Source organism: Sphingomonas sp. CFBP 13720 (genome assembly GCF_014842075.1).
Classification (GTDB): domain Bacteria; phylum Pseudomonadota; class Alphaproteobacteria; order Sphingomonadales; family Sphingomonadaceae; genus Sphingomonas.
The window spans coordinates 171,487-190,183 of the sequence record NZ_JACYVA010000002.1 but is presented as its reverse complement, the minus strand read 5'-3'; the positions used below and the strand labels follow the sequence as shown (position 1 = coordinate 190,183).

Here is an 18,697-nt window from a genome sequence, read left to right as displayed (position 1 = left end):
CAGCGTGACAATACGCAAGTAATGACCTACTATGTAATAGTTAAGTTCACATGATGGGACACGCGGCAACAGACTGCGGTTCCGAACCAGGGAGAGGGGACCATGATTTCCATTCGTGCTTTCACGCGCATTGGTGTTTCGACCGCCACGGTCGGGCTGGCATTGCTGTTCGCCGGTGCGGCGGCAGCGCAGGACGTACCCGCCGATACCGGTGGTGACACCGCCACGCCGCAACAGGTCGACGAGGGCGAGATCGTCGTCACCGGGTTCCGCGCCTCGCTCGACAGCGCACTGGGGCAGAAGCGGCGCGAGACCGCGGCGGTCGACAGCATCGTCGCCGAGGATATCGGCAAGTTCCCCGACTCCAACCTCGCCGAATCGATGCAGCGCGTGCCCGGCGTCGCGCTGGCGCGCGGCGACGGTGGGGAAGGGCGCAACATCTCCGTCCGGGGTCTCGGCGCAGGGTTCACGCGCGTGCGGATCAACGGCATGGAAGGCACGTCGCAGACCGGGTCGTCCGATATCTATGGCGCGGGCAACAATGGTCGCAGCTTCGATTTCAACGTGTTCCCGACCGAGATCTTCTCGGCACTGTCGGTGCGCAAGACGCCGTCCGCCGATGTGGAGGAAGGATCGCTGGGCGCGACGGTCGATCTGACCGCGCCCAAGCCGCTCGACGCGCGTGAGGATTTCGTGCTGACGGCCACGGCGCGCGGCATCTGGAACCAGTTGTCGAAAAAGGTCGATCCGCGCGCATCGATGCTGGTGTCGAAGAAATTCGCCGACGGCACGTTCGGCATCCTCGCATCGGTCGCCTATCAGAAGCGCCATATCCGCGAGGTCGGCTATTCGGCGGTCGATATCCTGTCGGCCAACACCAACGGGTTGTTCTGTTCGCCGCTGGGCGTCAACCCGCTCTACCCCGCTTTCGGGACGAAGGGCGCGACGATCGGCGATTGCAGCACCGGCAACCCGCGCACCGGATCGGTCGCGGCGTACAACACGATCCTCGGCCTGCGTCGCGCCGATCTTCAGGGTACGGCGGGAAGCGGCGCGTTCCTGCCCCGGCTGCCGCGCTATCTCAATTCCGAACAGGATCAGGAACGGATCGGCGGCACGTTCACCGTCCAGTTCAAGCCCGATGACGATACCGACATCTCGGTCGACCTGCTCTATTCGCGGTTCGACGTGGAGCGTCGCGACAACTACATCGCCGGCATCTCGTTCGGACGGTCGATCGCGAATAACGGCCAGCCGATGGTGTCGGTGCGCGACGTGCAGTTCGATGACAACGGGTCGCTGGTCTATGGCCTGTTCGACGGCGTCGACGTACGGTCCGAAGGGCTGGTCGATCATTTCGTATCGACGTTCAAACAGGCGAATTTCAACCTGAAGCGCCGGTTGAACGACGCGTTGGAAGTCACGATGCTGGTCGGGCGCAACCAGTCGGTGTGGGACGGACGCAAGCGGTTGCAGACGTTCATGGACGCGATCGACACCGACAATTTCTCGATCGATTTCCGTCAGGGCGGCAGCACGCCGTTGCTGGGCTTCGGCTTCGACGTCGCCAATCCGGCCAGCTTCTCCTACGCACCGGGCCTCAGCGACGGCACCGTGCTGGGCGGCTTCAGTTTCCAGGGCAAGCCGTCGAAGAACACCACGGACAACTTCACCGGCGAAACCAATCTCAACTGGTCCGTGGCCGACGGCTTCACGGTCAAGGTCGGCGGGCAATATCGCGAAAGCGATTTCGTGTCGTCGTTTCTGCGCCCGTACAACGCCGACACGGTCGTCCGCGCGCTGCCGGCCGGCACGTCGCTGGCCAGCATCACGCGCACGATCGACGGTGTCGACGAACTGTTCGGGGCAGGCGCGCCGGGCACATGGGCGGCGATCGATCCGGACAAATGGGCGTCGACCTTCGGCTATGACGCGGTGCGGTATTGCGGGGTCGAATGCGGCGGCGCGCGCAGCCGGGTGAAGGAAGAGATCAAGGGCGCGTACCTGATGGCGACGTTCGACCTTCAGGACCGGGTGGGCTTCGGGCTGCGCGGCGATGCCGGCGTGCGCTATGTCAGGACCGACCTGGCGACATCGGGCTATATCGCCGTCGCGCCGCCCGCCGGCGTCACGTCGCCGACCAATCTGGTCGGGCAATATGGCCGCGCGGCACGGGGGTATCAGGACTGGTTGCCGTCCGCCAACATCGTGATCGAACCGGTCCGCGACCTGTTGTTCCGCATTTCGGGGGCCAAGGTGATGACGCGGCCCGAACTGGGCATCCTGACGCCGACCAGCGGCGTCAATCCGGTTACGCGTGTGGGCAACGTCAACAACCCGTTCCTTGAACCGATCCGCGCCAACACGTTCGACGCGGCGGTCGAATGGTATTTCAAGCCCGGTTCGCTGTTGTCGGTCGCGTATTTCTACAAGGACATCAAAAGCTATATCCAGAACGTGAACAGCCAGGTGCCGTTCAACGAACTGGGCCTGCCGAACGCGCTGCTGGAAAACAGTCAGACGTCGCCGACCGAATTGTTCACCGTGTCGCAGCCGTTCAATACGCCGGGCGGGCCGTTGCAGGGCGTCGAGGTGAATGCGCAGATTCAGCTCGACTTCTTGCCGGGGTTCCTGACGCATCTGGGCGTGCTGGGCAATTACACGCACGTCACGTCGGAGATCGAATATATCCTTGCCAGCGTCGGTGGCGTGCCGACGGTGACGACGACCAACGATCTGGTCGGACTGTCCAAGAATACCGCGTCGGGCACGCTGTATTACGAGGACGAACGGTTCAGCATCCGGTCGACCGCCAATTACCGCGACCGGTTCATCCGCGGTATTCCGGCGTCGCCGGGCAGCGACCTTCAGGGCAACAAGCCGACGCTGTACGTCGATGCGTCGGCATCGCTGGCGATTACCGACCAGATCAAGCTGATCGTCGAGGGACAGAACCTGACCGACGAACGCAACGTGCTGTATACCGACAGCGTGCGGCAGGACACGTTGTTCGAAACGCGGATCGGCCGCACGGTGACGGCGGGCGTCAACCTGCGGTTCTGACGTGCCGTGGGGCGGGCGTGGTGCCGGGCGGATCGATCCGCACCGACAGCACGCCCGCCAGCGTGGTGACGGCGATGAATGGCACGTCGATCGCGGTGAAATGGGCGCGGCCGCACCGGATGCGGTCGCGTTCCGCATCGCGCAGGGTGTTCAGATCGCCCTTGGTTTCCGCGACCAGACAGACGCGCGGGCCATCCTGCGTATCGCGCACGATCGCCCAGTCGGGATTGTAGCTGCCCAGCGGCGTGGCGATGCGAAAGGCGCGGGGCAGTTTGGCGAACACGCGGATCGCGTCGCTGTCGTCCAGATCGGCGACGAAGCTGCGTTCGACCGCCGAATCCACCGTGACCCCGTCGACCGGCGCATGGCGCACGGGCACCAGCCGCGCGGCGTCGACATCGTCTTCCGCCCGGAACAGCGATTGCGACCAGCATTCGTCGACGCGGTCGTACGCGATGCCGCCGACGAGGATCGCGCGCTTCGCCACGTTGATCTGCACGGTACAGCCGTCGAGAAATGCGGCGGGATTGTCGCCGGCGTCTGCCAACCGCCCCGATGCGATCAGGATGCGCGCGAGGATGGCGCGGGGCAGGTCGGTGCGTTCCTGCAATTCGCGCAACAGGTCGGGCATCGGCAACGGACCGGTATCGACCCGGTGCGGGATCGACGTGGCGGTGCGGGCGACGAACACGCCTTCGCGTCCCAAGTCGATCGTGCCGGTTTCGAAGACCACGCGTGCGGTCCCCGCCGGGGGCATGGCTGCTACGGAACGGGCACAGGCATCGACCAGCGCGTCGTCGGCGAAGTCGAGGCGATAGACCGTCTTCCACGCGATGCGCGCCCATAGTTCGCGAAAATCGTGCCCGGCGAGCACGTCGTGGTTGCGGCGGATGCGACCGCGTTCGCGGGCATCGGCGACAGGCAGCGTGCGGCATGCGCGCGTCAAACGCTGGCGCACGATCGCGGCGGCGGCGGGGGGCAGCGGCGGCAACGGCACGGTGCCGTCGGCCAGCGCCGCGCGCAGCCGGTCGTTGGGCTTGCCGTCATCGACCATGCCGGCGGCGTCCAGCGCATCGTGCACCGCCTGCGCCTGTTCCATCGTCAGCAGCGCCGTGCCGCCGTCGGGCAGCGGATAGCGCAGCCCGGCGAACAGGTCGCGTCCGATCCGGCCCAGCCGCACGCCCAGTGCCTGTTCGACCTCGTCCTGCAACCCCTTTGCAAAGGCGCGGAACGGTTCGTCGGAAATGATCGTCAGCCGGTTCAACCCCTCGTCGCGCCGCCGCACGCCGTGTGCATCGACTGCAAGGCGCAGGCCGCGTCCGATCGACTGTCGCCGTTGCCGGTCGCCGCCCATGGCGCGCAGGATACAGATCTGAAAGACGTTGGGATTGTCCCACCCTTCGCGCAACGCCGAGTGCGAGAAGACGAAGCGCAGCGGTTCGGCTTCGTCCAGCAACCGTTCCTTGTCCTTCATGATCAGGTCGAACGTTGCGTCGCGCAGCTTCGCGGCGGCGGCGTTTAACTCGCCGCTGCGGCTACGGTCATATTCGACCATGCGGCCGTGGCGGTCGGCGGAGAAATATCCGCCATGCGCCGCGACCGCATCGGCGGGGACGGTGGCGAACAGCGTGGCATAGTCGGCGTGCGCCGCCAGCCTGCGATATTCCTCTTCGAACATCCGCGCCAGCCTGCCCGGCGACGGCGTGCCGTCGGCGGCGTAGCAGCGATAGTCGGCGACGCGATCGACGAAGAACAGCGACAGCGTCTTGATGCCCAGCGGACGATTGCGCAGTTCCTTGACGAAATGGTGGCGGATGGTGCGCGCGATCATCGCCCGCGACAGGCTGTCGGGGTCGATGCCGCCATGCGTCTCGCCGGCATGCAGCGTGACGACCGATCCGGGCAGCAGCAACTGCATCGATCCGCCGTCGCGCGCGTCGATCGTGCCGATGCGCATCCCGGCATAGATCGCGCGTCCGGTGAGGGTGGCCAGATCGTCGCCGTCGTCGACCCGGACCGTCGCGCGTTCGGTTCGTGTCGCCGACTGGCGCACCAGTTCGACCACGGCGCGCGGCGGGTGGCCGCGCTTCGCCTCGACCTGCGACAGCGTGACCAGCGGCGTGTTGTCGGCGTCTTGGACCTGCGCGCCGTCGATCTCGATCGATTTGACCAGCCCCTGATCGTGCGCGTCGAACGCGTCGAGCCGGTGGACGGGGTGGAAGCGGCGGGCATGCGTCGCCGAATAGCGCAGCCGGACCAGCGGGCGCATGTCGCGCAGGATCTGCGCACCCGCGCCGTCGGGATTGGCATCGACCGATTGCGGTTCGTCGATGATGACGACGGGGCGGGTGTCGGCGACCCATTGCAGCGCGGCGATGTCCTGCGTCGATTCGCGCGGCTGGCGAAAGATCGCGGTGCGCGTGCCCAGCGACTGGACCGTCGCGATCATCACGCGGATCGAACCGGCGACGGCGAAGTCGCGCACCTGTTCCAGCCGGGCCGAATCATACACGAACCAATCGAACGGCACGCCGTCATACAGGTCGTGGAAATGCGCGCGCATCCGTTCGATCGAGGTGCCCACGCCTTCGCGGATCGCGACCGATGGGACGACGATGACGAATTTGGTCAGCCCGTGGCGGCGATGCAGTTCGAAGATCGTGCGGAGATAGACATAGGTCTTGCCCGTGCCGGTCTCCATTTCCACCGTGAAGTCCGGCGACACCAGCGCGTCGTCGATGTCCAGTCCGCCCGCCGACTGCACGTCGCGCAGATTGGCGAACAGCCGGTCGTCGTCCAGATCGAGCCGGTTGGCATGACCCGGCGTCGCATCGCCCAGCGGCAGGCGCGGCGAAAGCGGCAGCGGCGATGCGGAAGCGATGGTGAAGGCCGAGGGCTGCGGCGCGGCCCCCCGGAACAGCGCGCATACCACCTCGATCGCCGCGATCTGATGCGGCAGCGCGGCTTCGAACCGGAACCTCACAGCGATGCCAGTCGGGCGATCGACGCCTTGCCGATGCGCTGGCGCAGCGTCGCGGCAAGGTTGGCCCGTGCCGCCGCCGTCGCGAAGCCACCGTCGCGGAACCAGAAGCTGGCGGCGCGGGGCGGGGTCAGCGCGGCGTGCCAGTCGGCGATGCCGTCGCCCAGCGCAGCGGCATTGCCGTCGACCGCACCGAAACAGGCGAACGCGACGCCGCCGTCGATCGCATGGACGGCCACCCCGGCGATGCTGCGGGTTTCGACCGGTACGGTCAGGTCGACGCCGGTGCGCAGCAGCAGTTCGGCCAGCAGATCGTCCTGCGTCCGTCCGGGCAGGATATTGTTGACCGCCGCCTCGACCGCCGCGACCAGATCGGCGGGAAAGGGGTCCTATGGCTTCAGGCTGGACGCGGCCAGCCGATAGGCGCGAAATCCGGTGTCGGGCGTCGCATGCGGATGCGCCGCGCGCAGTGTCGCACCCGCGCGGCGCAGGCGTTCCTTCGTCAGTTCGGCGATGGTGCGCGGTCGCCCGAGCGTATCGCACAGTTCCGCCGCCGTCTTCTGCGCCGGATTGGCGGGGTCGAGCGGCTCGGGCAACTGGACCAGCAGATACCGGCGCGTGGCCCCGTCCGCGATATTCTGTGCAATCACCGCATCGCCGGTGGTGCCCGACCCGGCGAAACAGTCCATCACCGGGTCGTCGCCGGTCGTCGCCAGCGCCACGACGCGCTGGATCAGGTGGCGCGATTTGGGGAAATCGAACGGCGAACAGCCGAACAGGGCGCGCACCTCCTCCTTGCCGTTTTCATGGTTCAGGTTGCTGTCGAGCCACAGCGATTTCTCCTTCGTCGTCGCACCGCCGTCGGGCACATGGTCCTTGCGGAACACGCGCCACGCGCCGGTGCTCGCCTGCCGCGCGACCAGCAGGTCCGTTTCGCGCGCCACGCGGTCGCGACCCCATGTCCAGCATCCTTCGACCCCTTCCGAATTGAGCGGCAGGATCGCGACCGGACGGTCGGGCTAGGGTTCGAGCGACACCGCGCCGCCATCCGCCCCGGCATAGATCGGGAAATACAGGTTCGGCCGGTTGCGGCGGTCGAACACCGGATTGCGGTTGCGCAATTCGATCAGGCGATAGCGGCCGCGATCGTCGGTCAGGTTGTACGCCGCCATCGCCGCGTCGTTCTTCGCCACCATGTGGATCGCGGGGCGGCTGCTGTCGCTGGCATAGCAGATCAGATATTCGAACGTCTTGGCGACGAACCGGTCGAGCGATCGTCCGCGCGGATTGGTCTGCACCACGAAGCGCGCGACGAAATTGGCCTCGCCGAACAGCTCGTCGCACAGGCGGATGACGTTCGATTCCTCGTTGTCGTCGCACGAGATGAAGATCGCGCCATCGTCGCGCAGCAGATCGCGCGCGAGCATCAGGCGCGGGTACATCATGTTCAGCCAGTCGGTGTGGAAACGCCCGTTCGCCTCGGTATTGGTGGTCAGCGCCGTGCCGTCCTGCCCGCGCTGTCCGGTCAGCCGTTCATACTGGGCCAGCGTGTCGCGATAATCGTCGGGATACACGAAGTCGTTGCCGGTATTGTACGGCGGGTCGATGTAGATCAGCTTGACCTGTCGCGCGTACGACCGGCGCAGCAGTTTCAGCACCTCCAGATTGTCGCCCTCGATCATCAGGTTGCGCGTGCCGTCCCAATCGACGCTGCCATCGCGGTCGGGGCGCAGCGTGCCGGTGCCGGGGGTCAGCGCGAACGCGCGGGCGGCACGCTTTCCGCGCCAGTTCAGCCCGTAGCGCTCGTCGCCGTCCTCGACCGTCGCGCCGAGCAACTGGCGCAGCGCGTCGATATCGATGCGGCCATCGGTGACGATCGACGGGAACAGCGCGGTCAGCGCGGCGACATTGTCGGCGGTGGCGCTGTCGGGGGACAGGCGCGGGATCGGATCGTCGGCGGGCGGCGCGGTGTCGGTCATGCTGGTCCGTCGTCCTGTGGCTGGGCCGGAAGGACGATGCCGGGAAACCGGCGCGGGCGTTACGGCGGACGCGTTCGCTTCGGATCGGCAATCGCTCCGAAACGGATTGATCGGACCACTTCAAGATATAAGGATATCGTTATATCCGCTATTGACGCCGCTGGCGCCGATCGCGACAAGGCGGGTGTCAAAGGTTCTTCAGCGGAGGATGACTCCGCCGGAGCTAAGACGGGAAGCCGGTGCGCCCTTCGGGCAAGGCCGGCGCTGCCCCCGCAACTGTAAGCGGCGAGCGGATGGTCCATTTCGTGTCACTGACGGCGTTCGCGCGGTCGGGAAGGCCGGGCCAGCCGCGACGACCCGCGAGCCAGGAGACCTGCCTGCGACGCGATAACGTCCACCGGCGGGGTGCCCGGTCGGGTGCCTGTCGTCCGCCGCCGGGCCATGTCCGGCGGGGCGTGCGCGCCTGTCCGGTCGCCCCGACCTTCATCGGGGTATGAAGCATGACCGTCACCGTCGCCACATTGGGCTTTCCGCGCATCGGCCCGCGCAGGGAATTGAAGTTCGCATTAGAGAAACACTGGTCCGGCAAGGAGGACGAGGTTGCGCTGAACACCGCCGCCGCAGGCCTGCGCACCGCCGCATGGGCGCGACAGCGCGCGCTGGGCGCCGACTGGCTGCCGTCGTGCGACTTCTCGCTGTACGACCATGTGCTGGATACCAGCATGATGCTGGGGGCGATCCCGGCACGGTATCGCGCGGCGGACGGACAGGCGGGCCTGTCGACCTATTTCGCGATGGCGCGCGGTTCGACCGGGGTGGCCGCGTGCTGCGATACGCCGCACAGCGTCACCGCCGGCGAAATGACGAAATGGTTCGACACCAACTATCATTATATCGTGCCGGAGATCGAACCGGGGCAGCGGCTGGCGCTCGGCCGGCTGACGGTGGTCGACGCCTATCGCGAAGCGGCGGCGCAGGGGTTCGCGACACGCCCGGTGCTGCTGGGACCGGTGACGTGGCTCAGCCTTGCCAAGGGGCAGGGGAACGACCCGTTCGACCTGCTGGACGAGGTGCTGGCGCTGTACGCCGTGATCCTGCGGCATCTGGCGCATGCGGGCGCGGAATGGGTGCAGATCGACGAACCGATCCTCGTCACCGACCTGACCGAGCAACAGCGGCGCGCCTTCACCCGCGCCTATGCCCGGCTGGCGCGATCGGGGCCGAAGCTGATGCTGACGACGTATTTCGGCGGGCTGGACGACAATCTGTCGCTGGCCGCTGCGCTGCCGGTCGCCGGGCTGCACGTCGATCTGGTCCGCGCGCCCGAACAGCTGGATACGGTGCTTCGGGCCGTGCCGAAGGACATGCTGCTGTCGCTGGGCGTGATCGACGGGCGCAACGTGTGGCGGGCCGATCTGTCGGCGTTGCTCGACCGGATCGAACCGGTGGCGCGGGCGCGCGATCTGGTGCTGGCACCATCGTGTTCGCTGTTGCACGTGCCGGTCGATCTGGCGCTGGAGCGCAGGCTGGACGGCGACGTCACGCTGTGGCTGGCGTTCGCGGTGCAGAAGATCGCCGAACTGGCGGCGCTGAAGACCGCGCTGAACGACGGTCGCGATGCGGCGGCGCAGGCGATCGCCGAATCCGACGCCGCCGCCGCCAGCCGCTGCACGTCGCCGCGCATCCACGACCGGCAGGTGCAGGAGCGCGTCGCGGCGGTGACGCCCGCGATGCGCGAACGGCAGGGCGGGCTGGTACGGCGGATCGCGACGCAGGCACGGGTGCTGGCGCTGCCCGCCTTTCCCACCACGACGATCGGGTCGTTCCCGCAGACGCCGGAGGTGCGCCACGCCCGCGCCGAGCATCAGCGCGGCAACCTCGACGATGCCGGCTATGACCGGTTCCTGCGCGCGGAAACCGAACGTACGATCCGGTGGCAGGAGGAAGCGGGCCTCGACATGCTGGTGCATGGCGAGTTCGAGCGGAACGACATGGTCCAGTATTTCGGCGAACAGCTGTCGGGCTTCGCGTTCACGCTCGGCGGGTGGGTGCAGAGCTATGGATCGCGTTGCGTGCGTCCGCCGATCCTGTTCGGCGATGTCGCGCGTCCCGCCGCGATGACGGTCGAATGGTGGCGATATGCCCAGTCGCTGACCGACCGGCCGGTCAAGGGCATGCTGACCGGGCCGGTCACGATCCTGAACTGGAGCTTCGTGCGCGACGACCAGCCGCGCGAGGCGTCCTGCCGCCAGATCGCGCTGGCGATCCGCGACGAGGTGCTGGACCTCGAAGCGGCGGGATGCCGGGCGATCCAGATCGACGAGGCGGCGCTGCGCGAGGGGCTGCCGCTGCGACGCGCGGGCTGGCAGGCGTATCTGGACTGGGCGGTCGACTGTTTCCGGCTGACGGCGGCAGGGGTGGCCGATGCGACGCAGATCCACACGCATATGTGCTATTCGGAGTTCAACGACATCCTGCCGTCGATCGCGGCGATGGACGCCGACGTCATCTCGATCGAGACCGCGCGGTCGCAGATGGAGTTGCTGGCCGCGTTCGCCCGCTATCGCTATCCCAGCGCGATCGGGCCGGGGGTGTACGACATCCATTCGGCGCGCGTGCCGGACGAGGCGGAGATGGTGGCGCTGATGCGGCTGGCGCAGGAACATCTGCGGCCCGAACAATTGTGGGTGAACCCCGATTGCGGGCTGAAGACGCGGCGCTGGGACGAAGTGAAGCCGGCGATCGCGGCGATGGTCGCGGCCGCGCGGACGCTGCGTATCGGGGTGACGGCACCGACCGAACCGGTCGCTTGAGCGGCGGGTGGCGGGGGGTTGCGCTCCCCCGCCGCCTTGCATCGCGGCGGGGCAACGGCCATCTCCGCCGGCAATGGCCGAAACCTCCCCCGGCGTCGCGCAGACGCTCGAACCGCTGGTGACGCGCGTGCTCGCGCCCAATGCGTCGCCCTATACCCATACGGGGACGCAGAGCTTCGTCGTCGGCGGGGTGGGGGCGGTGGCGGTGATCGATCCGGGACCGGTCGACGACGCACATCTGGACGCGATCCTCGGCGCCGTGGCGGGACGGCCAGTTGCGGCGATCCTGTGTACGCATACGCACCGCGACCATAGTCCGGGGGCGGCGCCGCTGGCGGCACGGACCGGCGCGGCGATCATCGGCTGCGCGCCGCTGACGATGGACGATCCCGGCCCGCGCGCCGATGCGGCGTTCGATATCGACTATCGCCCCGACCGCGTGCTGCACGATGGCGAGGCGGTGGCGGGCGACGGCTGGACGCTGGTCGCGGTCGCCACGCCGGGACACACGTCGAACCATCTCGCCTTCGCGCTGCCCGAAACCGGGGCGTTGTTCAGCGGCGACCATGTCATGGGCTGGTCGACGACGATCGTGTCGCCGCCCGACGGCGACATGGGCGATTATATGGCCAGCCTCGACCGGCTGCTGGCGCGCGAGGACCGGGTCTATTACCCCGCGCACGGCGATCTGGTCGACAATCCCCGGCGGCTGGTGCGCAGCATGCTGGGCCATCGCAAGCTGCGCGAAGGCCAGATCGCGCGCGCGGTCGAACGCGGGGTGCGCGACGTGCCCGCGATGGTCGCCGCGATGTATGCGGGACTCGACCCCCGGCTCCACGGTGCCGCGGGACGATCGGTGCTGGCGCATCTGATCGACATGGAACGGCGCGGGATCGTGGCGCGGGAGGGGGCGGCATGGGTGCGCGGTTGAGGCCCGGCGTGGCGCGCACGATCGTCGCGCTGGTGGTGGCGATCGGGATCGCCGCCGCCGTGTGGCTGGGCTATCGCAACTACACCGAACGCTATGTCGTCACGACCGAAGCCGACACCGGCGACGCGGTGACGCGCGTCATCACCGCACGACTGGCGGGGACGAGCAGCTTGAAGGTCGCATCGCTGTCGGGGACGTTGCAGGCGACCGCCAGCGACGTGCGCGGCTTCGGCTGGCTGCGATCGGATCAGGTGGTCAAGATGCCGTATTCGGTCGACTATTTCGTCGATGTGTCCGGTATCGGCGAAGGGCAGTTGAGCTGGTCGCCCGATACACGCACGCTGGTGGTCGACGCGCCCGACGTGACTGTCGCCGACGCCAATGTCGACGAAGCGGCACGGACGCTGGTACGCACGCAGGGCATGTTCGTGACGCGCGACGCGGCGGCCGCTCTGTCACAGCGGGTATCGGCGGCGGCGCAGGGCAAGGCGCGGGCGGAAGCGCGCAGTCCCGAACGGCTGGCGCAGGCACGCGAAATGGCAAGGACGAATCTCGCCCGACTGCTCGGCGCACCGTTGGCCGCCGCCGGCATGGGCGATGCGCGGGTCGTGGTCACCTTTCCGGCGGAACGCAGCATGCCGAACGGTGAACGCTGGGACGTTTCCGCGCGGCCCGCCGACGTGATCGGCAATCGGCAATGACAAGCCGCCCCGGCGACGATAGGACAAGCGCATGAACGCACGTACCGAATTGCCCACCGGCACCGACCTGCTCGCCGAGATCGACCGTCTGCGCCGTGAGCGCAACGCGGTGATCCTCGCGCATTATTACCAGCGGCCCGAGATTCAGGACCTTGCCGATTTCGTCGGCGACAGCCTCGATCTCAGCCGCAAGGCGGCGGCGACCGATGCCGACGTCATCGCGTTCTGCGGCGTGCGGTTCATGGCCGAAACCGCGAAGATCCTGTCGCCCGACAAGACCGTGATCCTGCCCGACATGGATGCCGGCTGTTCGCTGGAGGACAGTTGCCCGCCCGATCAGTTCGCGGCGTTCCGCGCACAGCATCCCGATCACATCGCGCTGACGTACATCAATTGTTCGACCGAGGTGAAGGCGCTGTCGGACATTATCGTCACGTCGTCGTCCGCCGAAAAGATCCTGTCGCAATTGCCCGCCGACCAGAAGGTGATCTTCGGTCCCGACCGCAATCTGGGCGGATATCTGACGCGCAAGACCGGGCGCGAGATGCTGTTGTGGCCCGGCGTATGCATCGTGCACGAGGCGTTCTCGGAAACCGAACTGCTCAAGCTGATGGCGCAACATCCGGGCGCGCCGGTCGCGGCGCATCCCGAATGTCCCGCGATCATCCTCGACCATGCCGATTATGTCGGATCGACCAGCGGCATCCTCGCCTATGCCGCCGATTTTCCCGGCGACACGCTGATCGTCGCGACCGAGCCGCACATCATCCACCAGATGGAAAAGGCACTGCCGCACAAGCAGTTCATCGGCGCGCCCGGCGCGGACGGGAACTGCAACTGCAACATCTGTCCGTACATGGCGCTTAACACGCTGGAAAAGCTGTACATCGCGCTGCGCGACCTGACCCCGCGGATCGAGATCGCCGAGGATCTGCGGCTGAAGGCGAAGGTGTCGCTCGACCGGATGCTGGCGATGGCCAGCGGAACCGTCGGGCTGGGCGATCTCGGACCGTTGCGCGCGGGCGGGTGACGGCCTGCGCTCCGCTAGTTGGGGGAACGTCGATCGGCTCTAAACGCGTTCGGGCCGGATCGGCGATCGACCTTCGTTTCCCCGGCAGGGCCCGGTCGGAAGGGCGCTGGTCCGCCCGACATGCGCCATCTATACCGCTTTTCGACGGAACCCTGACCTTGCCGGGTGGATCGATTGAGGCCTTGGCAGGTGAGCGAAACACACGCTCGATGCGACCGGATCGACATGCGGCGGAGATCGGCGGCACGTCGTCATTCCGGACCTGTTCCGAGGCCACCTGAACGCCAGCGACGCTGAAAGAAGTTCGACCGCCAACGATCGCCGCACGGCGGACCTCGCACCAAGTCCCGAGTGACGGTCGCGCAGTCCGCAGGGATGCCATCGCGTCGAACGTCGATCCGCTCCCGGCGCGCGGTCACTGTAGCCGACCAGTTCACTACGCCGGCCCGGACTCGAAATCAGTCGACCGGCACGACCTCCACCGTCGCACGCTGCCGCGCCAGCACGTCGGCGTCGCTGGCCAGTGCATGGAGATAGGCGTGGCGTTCGGGTGTGCCGCGCTTCAGTCGTTCCAGCCGTTCGCGCTGCGCCCGGGTCAGGTTGAAGCGGACATAGCCGCGTTCGGTGAGGCAGCTATCGGTCGTCGTCTGCAGCGCGGTGCGGACTTCGCGGAACCGGGCACGGGGATTGGCGCCTTCGGTGATGCGCGACACCTGCTGCGCGGTGTTGAGCGCGGCCGGATCGATCTCCAGCATGCCGCCCGCCGACGGCGCAGGGGGCGCGCCCCCGCCGCCAGATCCCCTGTTTTCGAGGACGGCGTCGAGTTGCCGCGACGCGGAAATCAGCGTCTTGACCGCCTTCATGTCGGCGACGTCGGTCGCCAGTCCGGCGCGGCCGCAGGTGACGGCATCGCTGCGGTACTGGTCGATACCCACGCCGGCCTTGCCCCAGCTGACGCGCGGCGGGTCGGCGGCGATCGCACCGGAGCAAATGCAGAGCGACAGGCATGCGCCCGTCCAAAACCGCCGTGCGATCATCGTCTTGCCTCCCGAATCCGGTCAGGATTACCCTACACAAAGCCGACGAACAACGCGACCGGCCTTGCCGTAGCCGCAATTACGCGCCATTTGGCACTTCATGCCTTTCTCGAAGTTGCCCGAACCGCTCGCCGCGGCGCTATCCGCGCGCGGTTACGAAGCCCCGACCGCCGTACAGGCGGCCGTCCTCACCCCCGATGCCGAAGGGCGCGACCTGCTGGTGTCCGCGCAGACCGGATCGGGCAAGACCGTCGCCTTCGGCATTGCCATGGCGGCCGACCTGCTCGAAGACGGCCAGATGCCGCGTGCGGGCAAGCCGCTGGCGCTGGCCATCGCCCCGACCCGCGAATTGGCGTTGCAGGTCGCGCGGGAATTGCAGTGGCTGTACGGTCCGACCGGCGCGCGCATCGTATCGTGCGTGGGCGGCATGGATGCCGCGCGCGAACGGCGCAACCTGTCGCACGGCGTCCATATGGTGGTCGGCACGCCGGGTCGTCTGCGCGACCATCTCGAACGCGGCGCGCTCGACCTGTCGACGCTGAAGGTCGCCATCCTCGACGAAGCCGACGAGATGCTCGACATGGGGTTCCGCGAGGATCTCGAAGGGATTCTCGACCGGACGCCTGCCGAACGCCGGACGATGCTGTTCTCCGCGACGCTGGCGAAGCCGATCGTCGCGCTGGCCAAGCGGTATCAGCGCGACGCCTTCCGCATCGACACGCGAGAGGCCGAGCGCGGCCATGGCGACATCGCGTATCAGGCGATGACCGTCGCACCGAACGACATCGAAAATGCCGTCGTCAACCTGTTGCGCCTGCACGAACCCGATACCGCGTTCCTGTTCTGCGCCACGCGTGAGGCGGTGCGCCATCTGCACGCCAATCTGGTCGAACGCGGCTTCGATGCCGTCGCATTGTCGGGCGAGCATTCGCAATCGGAGCGCAACCATGCGTTGCAGGCGCTGCGCGATCGCCGGGCGCGGGTATGCGTCGCGACCGACGTGGCGGCGCGCGGCATCGATCTGCCGTCGCTCAGCCTCGTCGTGCACGTCGAACTGCCGCGCGATGCCGAAGCGTTGCAGCACCGGTCGGGCCGGACCGGCCGCGCGGGCAAGAAGGGCATCGCCGCGCTGATCGTGCCGTTCCAGCGTCGTCGCCGCGTCGAAATGCTGTTGCGCGACGCGAAGATCAACGCCGAATGGATCGGCGTGCCAACCCCGGAGGAAATCCATGCCGCCGATCGCGAACGGCTGCTGGCGAAGCTGGCCGAACCGGTCGAATTCGACGATGCCGATCGCGAACTGGGCGCACGGCTGCTGACCGAAAAATCGGCCGAGGACGTCGCCGCGCTGCTGGTCCGCGCACTGCGTGCCAAGCTGCCCGCTCCCGAGGAATTGTCGGCGGGCGGTGCCCCCGAACGGCGCGAGCGGCAGGAAGGCCCGCGCGCCGGGTTCGAGGATACGGTGTGGTTCCGCATGAACGTCGGTCGCCGGCACAATGCCGATCCGCGCTGGCTGCTGCCGCTGCTGTGCCGTCGCGGACACATCACCAAGACCGAGATCGGTGCGATCCGTATCGGCAACGAGGAATCGGCGTTCGAGATTCCGAAGGCGGTCGCTGCGAAGTTCATCGCATCGGTCAAGCGGACGGCGACGCCAGACGACGACCTCATGTTCGAACAGATGGCCGGTCCGCCCGACGCACCGGCGCGTCGCCCGGCCGGCGGACCGCCGCGCCACGCCGCCAAGCCTTATCGTCCGGGCGGCCGTTCGCGAAACTAGGCGCTGACGCAGGTCAGGTGCCGAAGGGGGAGGGCAGGGAACCGGGTTGGCCGGTTTCCTGCCCTTTTTCCGTTTTTGGGGAACGGGTGGAGAAAGTGTTTTCACGCGAAGGCGCGAAGGCGCGAAGGCGCGGAGATAAGTAGAGGGAACAGGCCAGGAATGGCGCTACGTGCCAACTTGCCACAGGCCTTGATCTCGCGACCATGGTCCGGCGTCTTCTAGGGCCGCTGATGGCGCGTGCCGCCGGGTACGAAATGTCGCCTTCTTTTCTCACCGCGTCTCCGCGCCCCGGCGTGAACCCCTTCTTCCTGCGCGCCACCTGACAAACTACCCGACCTGCCCGACAGCACAGCAACTTCCTGCACCCCGAACATTGCGCAACGGTCACCGAAGGCGTATGGCGCGGCGGTTCGACGAGCAGGACTCGCGAAGGCCGGGCGCTTGCGCCCTTTCCGCATGACGGGGTTGCCTTTCGCGACGACAGCGTTCGCCGGACGCCGTGGACTGCATTCGGCACCCACGGCAATCCCGGTCAAAGACCGCCGGACACAACCGGCCGGCCGGAACATAGTGTACTAGGAATCAAGGATTTTATGGCCAGCACGGCAAATCCCACTCGCGACGATTTCGCGTCCATGCTCGACGACATGTTCGGTGCTTCGGAAAGCTTCGAAGGCCGCGTCGTCATCGGCACCGTCACGGGTATCGAAAATGATCTGGCCGTCATCGACGTCGGCCTGAAGTCCGAAGGCCGCGTGCCGCTGCGCGAATTCGCCGCGCCGGGCCAGAAGGCCGAACTGAAGGTCGGTGACGAAGTCGAGGTCTATGTCGACCGCGTCGAGAATGCGAACGGCGAAGCGATGCTCAGCCGCGACCGCGCCCGCCGCGAAGCCGCATGGGACAAGCTGGAAACCGAATTCGCCAAGACCGCGCGCGTCGAAGGCGTCATCTTCGGCCGGGTCAAGGGGGGCTTCACCGTCGACCTGTCGGGTGCCGTGGCGTTCCTGCCCGGTTCGCAGGTCGATATCCGTCCGGTGCGTGACGTAACGCCGCTGATGGACATTCCGCAGCCGTTCCAGATCCTGAAGATGGACCGCAAGCGCGGCAACATCGTCGTATCGCGTCGCGCCGTGCTGGAAGAAACCCGCGCAGAGCAGCGTTCGGGCCTGATCCTCAGCCTCGCCGAGGGTCAGATCATCGAGGGCGTGGTCAAGAACATCACCGATTATGGTGCGTTCGTCGACCTCGGCGGCATCGATGGCCTGCTGCACGTCACCGACCTCAGCTACAAGCGGGTCGGTCACCCGAGCGAAGTGCTGAACATCGGCGATACCGTCCGCGTCCAGATCATCCGCATCAACCGCGACACGCAGCGTATCTCGCTGGGCATGAAGCAGCTTGAGAGCGATCCGTGGGATGGCGCCGGCGCGAAGTATCCGATCGGTGCCAAGCTGTCCGGCCGCGTCACGAACATCACCGAATATGGTGCGTTCGTCGAACTGGAGCCGGGCATCGAGGGTCTGGTGCACGTCAGCGAAATGTCGTGGACCAAGAAGAACGTCCATCCGGGCAAGATCGTCTCGACCTCGCAGGAAGTCGACGTCATCGTGCTGGAAGTCGATCAGGACAAGCGCCGCATCTCGCTGGGCCTCAAGCAGGCTCAGGCCAACCCGTGGGATCGCTTCGCCGAAGAGCATCCGGTCGGTTCGACCGTCGAGGGCGAAGTCAAGAACGCGACCGAATTCGGTCTGTTCATCGGTCTGGACGGCGATGTCGACGGCATGGTTCACATGTCGGATATCGCATGGGGCATTTCGGGCGAAGACGCGCTGAACCTGCATCGCAAGGGCGAAACCGTCCAGGCGATCGTGCTGGCGGTCGAGCCGGACAAGGAGCGCATCTCGCTCGGCATGAAGCAGCTTGAGCGTGGCGGCCCGGTCGTTGGCGGCCAGGCAGCGGCAGGCGATCGTCTGAACAAGAACGCGATCGTCACCGTGACCGTCCTTGAAGTCCGCGACGCGGGCCTCGAAGTGCAGCAGGGCGACGATGGCGCCACCGGCTTCATCAAGCGCACCGATCTGGGTCGCGATCGCGACGAGCAGCGTCCGGAGCGGTTCCAGGTGGGCCAGAAGTTCGACGCACTGGTGACCGGCTTCGATCGTTCGAAGAAGCCGACCTTCTCGATCAAGGCGATGCAGATCGCCGAAGAGAAGCAGGCCGTGGCGCAGTATGGCTCGTCCGACTCGGGCGCGTCGCTGGGCGACATCCTCGGCGAAGCGCTCAAGGCGCGCACCGAGCAGAAGTAAGCAAGCGCCCTTTGGCGGTTGTAAAGCGGGACGTTCCGAAAGGGGCGTCCCGTTTTTCGTACGAAAGATCGATTGCA

12 protein-coding genes and 1 riboswitch are annotated in these 18,697 nt (G+C 67.0%); of the genes, 7 read left to right on the top strand and 5 right to left on the bottom strand.

The annotated features are described in order from the left end of the window. Positions 1 to 102 precede the first annotated feature (102 nt). Complete coding sequence (locus IFT55_RS06015; RefSeq protein ID WP_192090077.1) at positions 103 to 3,063, top strand: TonB-dependent receptor; 2,961 nt, start codon at positions 103 to 105, stop codon at positions 3,061 to 3,063. Here IFT55_RS06015 and IFT55_RS06010 read toward each other — a convergent pair. The 4 genes from IFT55_RS06010 to IFT55_RS05995 form a co-directional block, all read right to left on the bottom strand. After that, complete coding sequence (locus IFT55_RS06010) at positions 3,047 to 6,046, bottom strand: restriction endonuclease (RefSeq protein WP_192090075.1); 3,000 nt, start codon at positions 6,044 to 6,046, stop codon at positions 3,047 to 3,049. The two genes, IFT55_RS06015 and IFT55_RS06010, sit on opposite strands and share 17 nt — an antisense overlap. Next, positions 6,043 to 6,282 (bottom strand): hypothetical protein, encoded by a 240-nt coding sequence (locus tag IFT55_RS06005; protein ID WP_192090073.1) that lies wholly within the window; start codon positions 6,280 to 6,282, stop codon positions 6,043 to 6,045. The genes IFT55_RS06010 and IFT55_RS06005 overlap by 4 nt, the downstream gene beginning before the upstream one ends. A 150-nt stretch (positions 6,283 to 6,432) precedes the next feature. After that, a complete protein-coding gene (locus tag IFT55_RS06000) occupies positions 6,433 to 6,987 on the bottom strand; it encodes a DNA methyltransferase (protein WP_192090071.1) in 555 nt (184 codons plus the stop codon). Between the two features lie 75 nt (positions 6,988 to 7,062). Continuing rightward, positions 7,063 to 8,022, bottom strand: coding sequence for a site-specific DNA-methyltransferase (locus IFT55_RS05995; RefSeq protein ID WP_192090069.1), 960 nt, complete (start codon positions 8,020 to 8,022; stop codon positions 7,063 to 7,065). A 174-nt stretch (positions 8,023 to 8,196) separates the two neighbouring features. Beyond that, a riboswitch (cobalamin riboswitch) is annotated at positions 8,197 to 8,417 on the top strand. Positions 8,418 to 8,522: 105 nt separating this feature from the next. Here IFT55_RS05995 and metE point away from each other — a divergent pair. The 4 genes from metE to nadA all read left to right on the top strand — a co-directional run bounded on the left by metE (position 8,523) and on the right by nadA (position 13,497). Then, entirely contained in the window at positions 8,523 to 10,835 is a 2,313-nt protein-coding gene (gene metE, locus IFT55_RS05990; RefSeq protein ID WP_192090067.1) for a 5-methyltetrahydropteroyltriglutamate--homocysteine S-methyltransferase, read from the top strand. Between the two features lie 73 nt (positions 10,836 to 10,908). Further along, positions 10,909 to 11,766: an MBL fold metallo-hydrolase gene (locus IFT55_RS05985; protein ID WP_192090065.1), complete on the top strand. Its 858-nt coding sequence runs from the start codon at positions 10,909 to 10,911 to the stop codon at positions 11,764 to 11,766. Next, the gene (locus tag IFT55_RS05980) at positions 11,751 to 12,467 is read left to right on the top strand and encodes a DUF4230 domain-containing protein (protein WP_192090063.1); all 717 of its coding nucleotides are present in this window, start codon (positions 11,751 to 11,753) and stop codon (positions 12,465 to 12,467) included. The genes IFT55_RS05985 and IFT55_RS05980 overlap by 16 nt, the downstream gene beginning before the upstream one ends. A 31-nt stretch (positions 12,468 to 12,498) precedes the next feature. Beyond that, positions 12,499 to 13,497, top strand: coding sequence for a quinolinate synthase NadA (gene nadA / locus IFT55_RS05975; RefSeq protein WP_192090061.1), 999 nt, complete (start codon positions 12,499 to 12,501; stop codon positions 13,495 to 13,497). A gap of 458 nt (positions 13,498 to 13,955) precedes the next feature. On the opposite strand, the gene IFT55_RS05970 is transcribed toward nadA, so the two are convergent. Then, positions 13,956 to 14,534, bottom strand: a complete 579-nt coding sequence (locus tag IFT55_RS05970) for a hypothetical protein (protein ID WP_192090059.1) — start codon at positions 14,532 to 14,534, stop codon at positions 13,956 to 13,958. Positions 14,535 to 14,634: 100 nt separating this feature from the next. On the opposite strand from IFT55_RS05970, the gene IFT55_RS05965 reads away from it, so the two are divergent. Together IFT55_RS05965 and rpsA are read left to right on the top strand one after the other, a co-directional pair. Continuing rightward, on the top strand, positions 14,635 to 16,314 hold the full coding sequence (locus tag IFT55_RS05965) for a DEAD/DEAH box helicase (RefSeq protein WP_192090057.1): 1,680 nt from the start codon (positions 14,635 to 14,637) through the stop codon (positions 16,312 to 16,314). 593 nt (positions 16,315 to 16,907) lie between these two features. Further along, positions 16,908 to 18,620 (top strand): 30S ribosomal protein S1, encoded by a 1,713-nt coding sequence (rpsA, locus tag IFT55_RS05960; RefSeq protein WP_192090055.1) that lies wholly within the window; start codon positions 16,908 to 16,910, stop codon positions 18,618 to 18,620. Positions 18,621 to 18,697: the final 77 nt, after the last annotated feature.